The organism is Micromonospora sp. NPDC002411, assembly GCF_053592955.1.
Window position 1 is genome coordinate 1 of record NZ_JBSFBM010000354.1, and the last position, 6,709, is coordinate 6,709.

Consider the following 6,709-nt stretch of genomic DNA (forward strand, 5'->3'; position numbering starts at 1 on the left):
TGGACTTTCCGGCGCCGTTGGGCCCGAGAAAGCCGAACACCTTACCGGCCGGCACCGTCAGGCCGGCGGGCTGTCGCCCGGCTCGGGCCCGACCCTCGGCCCGGTGTCCCGGGACACCGGGCGACGTGGGCCTCGGCCCGCTGCGGCCGACCGGGCTGACCTGGGGGAATGTGCGGGCGAGGGAAAGTGTCGTACCTCGGGGCTAGAGTTGCCGAGGCGTGTTTTCCGCGCCCGTACGACCGCTCAAATCACCCAGAGCGGGACACATTCTTCGCTTCGTCTTCTCCCGGGAGTACACGCACCGTGGCCGACCGACTGATCATCCGTGGCGCGCGCGAGCACAATCTGCGTGACGTCAGTCTCGACCTGCCCCGGGACGCACTCATCGTGTTCACCGGGCTGTCCGGGTCGGGCAAGTCGAGCCTGGCCTTCGACACGATCTTCGCCGAGGGCCAGCGCCGCTACGTCGAGTCGCTCTCGTCGTACGCCCGGCAGTTCCTCGGCCAGATGGACAAGCCAGACGTCGACTTCATCGAGGGCCTGAGCCCCGCCGTCTCCATCGACCAGAAGTCCACCTCGCGCAACCCGCGTTCGACCGTCGGCACCATCACCGAGGTCTACGACTATCTGCGTCTGCTCTTCGCCCGCATCGGCGAGCCACATTGCCCGGTCTGCGGCGAGCGGATCTCCCGGCAGAGCCCCCAGCAGATCGTCGACCGGGTCCTCGCGATGGCCGAGGGCACCAAGTTCATGGTGCTCGCGCCGGTCATCCGCGGCCGCAAGGGCGAGTACGTCGACCTCTTCGCCGAGTTGCAGGCCAAGGGCTACGCCCGGGCCCGGGTCGACGGCGTGGTGCACCCGCTGACCGAGCCGCCGAAGCTCAAGAAGCAGGAGAAGCACACCATCGAGGTGGTGATCGACCGGCTCACCGTCAAGCCCAGCGCCAAGCAGCGGCTGACCGACTCGGTCGAGGCCGCCCTGGGTCTCTCCAGCGGCCTGGTGCTGCTCGACTTCGTCGACCTCCCGGAGGACGACCCGGACCGGGAGCGCCGCTACTCCGAGCACCTGGCCTGCCCCAACGACCACCCGCTCGCCATCGAGGACCTCGAACCCCGGGTCTTCTCCTTCAACGCGCCGTACGGCGCCTGCCCGGAGTGCACCGGCCTGGGCACCAAGAAGGAGGTCGACCCGGAGCTGTTGATCCCCGACCCGGAGCGCAGCCTCCGTGAGGGCGCCATCCAGCCCTGGTCCACCGGGCACAACCTGGAATACTTCCTGCGTCTGCTGGAGGCGCTCGGCGAGGCCCAGCACTTCGACATCGACACCCCGTGGCGGGCGTTGCCGGCGCGGGCACAGAAGACGATCCTGCACGGGTCCGACGACCAGGTGCACGTGCGCTACCGCAACAAGTACGGCCGCGAGCGCTCCTACTACACCGGCTTCGAGGGCGTGGTGCAGTGGATCGAGCGCCGGCACTCCGACACCGAGTCCGAGTGGTCCCGCGACAAGTACGAGGGCTACATGCGCGACGTGCCGTGCGCGGCGTGCGGGGGCGCCCGGCTCAAGCCCGAGGTGCTCGCGGTCACCCTCGCGGGCAAGAGCATCGCCGAGGTCTGCAACCTCTCCGTGGGGGAGTGCGCCGACCTGCTCGCCGGCATCGAGCTGAGCGACCGGCAGAAGCTGATCGCGGAGCGGGTCCTGAAGGAGATCAACGCCCGGCTGCGGTTCCTGCTCGACGTCGGTCTGGACTACCTCTCCCTGGACCGGCCGGCCGGCACCCTGTCCGGCGGCGAAGCGCAGCGCATCCGACTCGCGACCCAGATCGGCTCCGGCCTGGTGGGCGTGCTCTACGTGCTGGACGAGCCGTCGATCGGGCTGCACCAGCGTGACAACCACCGGCTGATCGAGACCTTGGTCCGGCTCCGTGGGCTGGGCAACACGCTGATCGTGGTCGAGCACGACGAGGACACCATCCGCGTCGCCGACTGGATCGTCGACATCGGGCCCGGCGCCGGTGAGCACGGCGGCAAGATCGTGCACAGCGGCTCGGTGCCCGCGCTGCTGAAGAACAAGGAGTCGATCACCGGGGCGTACCTGTCCGGGCGTCGGTCGATCCCGACACCGTCGACCCGCCGCCCGCAGGACCCGGCGCGGGAGCTGGTGGTGCACGGCGCGCGTGAGCACAACCTGCGCAACCTGACCGTGTCCTTCCCCCTGGGCCAACTGATCGCGGTCACCGGGGTCAGCGGCTCGGGCAAGTCGACGCTGGTCAACGACATCCTGTACGCGGTTCTCGCCAACCAGATCAACGGCGCTCGGCTGGTGCCCGGCCGGCACACCCGGGTCTCCGGCCTGGAGCACGTCGACAAGGTCGTCGGCGTGGACCAGTCGCCCATCGGCCGTACGCCGCGCTCCAACCCGGCCACCTACACCGGGGTCTGGGACCACGTCCGCAAGCTCTTCGCCGAGACCACCGAGGCGAAGGTCCGCGGGTACGGCCCGGGTCGGTTCTCGTTCAACGTCAAGGGCGGGCGCTGCGAGGCGTGCTCCGGCGACGGCACCATCAAGATCGAGATGAACTTCCTGCCCGACGTGTACGTCCCCTGCGAGGTCTGCAAGGGCGCCCGGTACAACAGGGAGACCCTCGAGGTGCACTACAAGGGCAAGACCGTCTCGGACGTGCTGGAGATGCCGATCGAGGAGGCCGCTGAGTTCTTCTCCGCCATCCCGGCCATCCACCGGCACCTCAAGACCCTGGTCGACGTCGGTCTCGGCTACGTACGCCTCGGTCAGCCCGCGCCCACCCTCTCCGGCGGTGAGGCGCAGCGGGTCAAGCTCGCGTCCGAGCTGCAGAAGCGCTCCACCGGACGGACGGTCTACGTGCTCGACGAGCCGACCACCGGTCTGCACTTCGAAGACATCCGCAAGCTGCTGATGGTGCTGGAAGGTCTGGTCGACAAGGGCAACACCGTGATCACCATCGAGCACAACCTCGACGTGATCAAGTCGGCCGACTGGCTGATCGACATGGGTCCGGAGGGCGGCCACCGGGGCGGCACCGTGCTCGCCACCGGCACTCCCGAGGAGGTCGCCGAGGTGGCCGAGAGCCACACCGGCGAGTTCCTGCGCCAGGTGCTCAAGCTCGACGGAAAGGCCAAGGGCGCAGCCGCCGCCACCAACCGTGCCGCCAAGGCCAACGGCGCGACCAAGGCGCGGGCCAGCCGAAAGGTGCCGGCCGGCGCGCGCTGACAGTTCGGTGCGTGGTGGTTGGGCGAGGCGGGTCGGGTCGGTTCCGCGCGTGTCATCACGGCACGGGCGGGCTGGTCCGGGCCCGCCCTGTCCCATTTCCCGGGTCGGTTAGATGCCCGGATGAACCATCCGGCACAGTTGCCCGTGTGGAGAAGTGTGGCCGGCTTCTGACCGGCGCAGCGGGCTAGAGAGAGGCGAGGCATGAGTGACGATCAGGCGCTGACCGGTCCGGGTACGCAGACACGTCGCACCCTGCTCACCGGAGTCGGGGCAGTCGGCGCGGCCGTCGTCCTGGCTGCCTGCGGCAGCGACGACGGCAGCGGCAGCGGCACCCCCACCAGTGGCGGCCCGGCCGTCCCCAGCACCGGTGACGCGGGCGGCGGCGACCGTCAGGGCGCCCAGTCGCTGGCCACCACCGCCGACATCCCGGTCGGTGGCGGCAAGGTCCTCGCCACCGAGGGCGTGGTCATCACCCAGCCCACCGCCGGCCAGTTCAAGGGCTTCAGCCCGATCTGCACCCACCAGAACTGCCCGGTCACGAACGTCGACGGCGGCACCATCAACTGCACCTGCCACGGCAGCAAGTTCTCGATCGAGGACGGCTCGGTGAAGGCCGGCCCGGCCACGAAGCCGCTGCCGCCCAAGGACATCAAGGTCACCGGGGACCAGATCTCGCTGGCCTGACCGGAGCGGTGGGGCCTTCACCGGCCTGACGCGTGCTCGGCCGGGCCGGTCGGTCCTGCTGCGCGATCGACTCGTGTTTCGGGACGTCGGGGTGTTCGTGACGGTTCGACACCCCGACGTGCCCACATGGAGTGGATCTAGAGCTTGCGCCGGGCTGTCGGTGCCGCGGACTAGGCTTGCTGACGTGGCTGACCCCTCGACCTACCGCCCCGCACCCGGCACCATCCCGGAGCTTCCGGGGGTCTACCGCTTCCGCGACGGCACCGGCCGGGTGATCTACGTCGGCAAGGCGAGGAACCTGCGCAGCCGGCTCAACTCCTACTTCGGCGACGTGTGGAACCTGCACGAGCGCACGCGCCAGATGGTCACCACCGCCGAGTCGGTGGACTGGATCACCGTCGCCACCGAGGTCGAGGCGCTCCAGCAGGAGTTCACCTGGATCAAGCAGTACGACCCTCGGTTCAACGTCCGCTACCGCGACGACAAGTCGTACCCCTATCTGGCTGTCACCCTCAACGAGGAATACCCACGGCTACAGGTGATGCGCGGCGCCAAGCGCAAAGGGGTGCGCTACTTCGGTCCGTACTCGCACGCCTGGGCCATCCGGGAGACCCTCGACCTGCTGCTGCGGGTGTTCCCCGCGCGCACGTGCTCCGCGGGTGTCTTCAAGAGGGCCGGCCAGGTCGGTCGCCCCTGCCTGCTCGGCTACATCGGCAAGTGCTCGGCGCCGTGCGTCGGCACCGTCTCCGCCGACGAACACCGCGCCATCGTCGACGGGTTCTGCGACTTCATGGCCGGACGCACCGACACCATGGTCCGCAAGATCGAACGCGAGATGACCGAGGCGAGCGAGCAGCTCGAGTTCGAACGGGCCGCCCGGCTACGCGACGACGTCGCCGCGCTGCGCCGCGCCATGGAGAAGCAGACAGTCGTGCTGGGCGACGGCACCGACGCCGACGTGGTCGCGTTCGCCGACGACCCCCTCGAAGCGGCCGTACAGGTCTTCCACGTCCGCGACGGCCGGGTTCGCGGCCAGCGCGGCTGGGTGGTGGAGAAGACCGAGGACCTGACCACCGGCGACCTGGTCCACCACTTCTGCACCCAGGTGTACGGGGGCGAGCACGGCGAAGCCGACGTGCCCCGGGAGCTGCTGGTGCCCGAGTTGCCCGCCGACGCCGACGCGCTGGCGGAATGGCTCTCCAACCACCGGGGCAGCCGGGTGTCGCTGCGTGTGCCGCAGCGCGGTGACAAGCGGGCGCTGATGGAGACCGTCGAGCGCAACGCCAAGGACGCGCTGGCCCGGCACAAACTCAAGCGCTCCGGTGACCTCACCACCCGGGGCAAGGCGTTGGACGAGATCAGCGAGGCGCTGGGCATGCGCACCTCGCCGCTGCGCATCGAGTGTTTCGACATCTCCCAGATCCAGGGCACCGACGTGGTGGCCAGCATGGTGGTCTTCGAGGACGGGCTGCCCCGCAAGAGCGAATACCGGCGGTTCATCGTCCGTGGCGCTACCGACGACCTCTCCGCGATGTCCGAGGTGCTGCGCCGCCGCTTCGCCCGCTACCTGGACGCACGGGCCGAGACGGGCGAGGTGGGAGTCGAGTCCGCCGACGACCCGACCACTCCGGAAGACGCTGTCGAGCCGCAGGTCGGTGTCCTGATCGACCCGACCACCGGCCGACCGCGAAAGTTCGCGTACCCGCCGCAGCTGGTGGTCGTCGACGGCGGCGCCCCGCAGGTCGCGGCCGCCGCGCAGGCCCTCGCCGACCTGGGTATCGACGACGTGGCGCTGTGCGGGCTCGCCAAGCGGCTGGAGGAGGTCTGGCTGCCCGACGACGAGTTCCCGGTCATCCTGCCGCGCACGTCGGAAGGTCTCTACCTGCTGCAACGGGTCCGCGACGAGGCCCACCGGTTCGCCATCACCTTTCACCGGCAACGCCGATCGAAGCGGATGACCGAGTCGGCGCTCGACCACGTGCCCGGCCTCGGCGAGGTACGCCGCAAGGCGCTGCTGCGGCACTTCGGCTCACTCAAGCGGCTCTCCGCCGCGACAGTCGAGGAAATCACCGAAGTGCCCGGCGTGGGCCGGCGTACCGCCGAGGCGATCCTGGCCGCCCTCGACAAGGACACGAAAGCCGACGAGGCCATGGAGTCGAACCCGACAACCTGACACCGCCTTTCGGCGGGTCACGATCGGGCAACATCGAGGTAAGCGCTGGTTCGGCGTGGCGTGAGGCGGCACTCGTCCCGAGGCCGCGCGATCACGAACAGGGTGTCGTGCGCACGGTGCGCGGGTCGCGGCGTCAGGTCGCTTCCTGGATGATCGTGCTCGATCCAGGTTGTCGTGGCTTCGCCGGCGCGCCAAGGGGCCTGTTTCCTGGTTCGAGCAGGATCTTTGGTTGGCCGGCCCGCCTGGCGGGGTCGCGTGGCCGGCCCGCCTGGCCGGGGCGGATCGGGCCGTGCGGCCGGGGCCGCGTGGCCAGGCCACGGCCGTGTGGCCGGTCGGGTCGGGGCTGGGCGTGGGGCGGCAATCCCATAACGGACACGTGGAACGAAACCTCGCACGCGGGGCGAGGGGTTCGCGGACGCCCGAGTCGCCCGGGGGCGCGCAGATCACACGTCGCCCGCGCGACGGGTTGATCCACTCGGCTTCGCCGAAGTCGGGGTATCCCCGGCACTCGGATACCGCGATTTCGCCGAACAGAAAGGCCTATCAGCAGGACAGTCGTCATATCCATCGACGTCTAACGATTTCTGGCGAGGTGTGCCATGC

The 6,709-nt window shown here is 69.7% G+C and carries 3 protein-coding genes; all 3 read left to right on the forward strand.

Features of this window, described 5'->3' with window-relative positions:
- The first annotated feature begins 303 nt into the window (after positions 1 to 303).
- The 3 genes from uvrA to uvrC all read left to right on the forward strand — a co-directional run bounded on the left by uvrA (position 304) and on the right by uvrC (position 6,106).
- The gene (uvrA, locus tag ACWCO3_RS29300) at positions 304 to 3,249 is read left to right on the forward strand and encodes an excinuclease ABC subunit UvrA (protein WP_145779845.1); all 2,946 of its coding nucleotides are present in this window, start codon (positions 304 to 306) and stop codon (positions 3,247 to 3,249) included.
- Between the two features lie 201 nt (positions 3,250 to 3,450).
- Complete coding sequence (locus ACWCO3_RS29305; protein WP_358168180.1) at positions 3,451 to 3,933, forward strand: Rieske (2Fe-2S) protein; 483 nt, start codon at positions 3,451 to 3,453, stop codon at positions 3,931 to 3,933.
- A 184-nt stretch (positions 3,934 to 4,117) separates the two neighbouring features.
- Positions 4,118 to 6,106: an excinuclease ABC subunit UvrC gene (uvrC, locus tag ACWCO3_RS29310; RefSeq protein ID WP_145779847.1), complete on the forward strand. Its 1,989-nt coding sequence runs from the start codon at positions 4,118 to 4,120 to the stop codon at positions 6,104 to 6,106.
- Positions 6,107 to 6,709: the final 603 nt, after the last annotated feature.

Excerpts from the sequence above, each read along its gene's own strand:
- ACWCO3_RS29305 (WP_358168180.1), top strand. The coding sequence starts at position 3,451 with ATGAGTGACGATCAGGCGCTGACCGGTCCGGGTACGCAGACACGTCGC.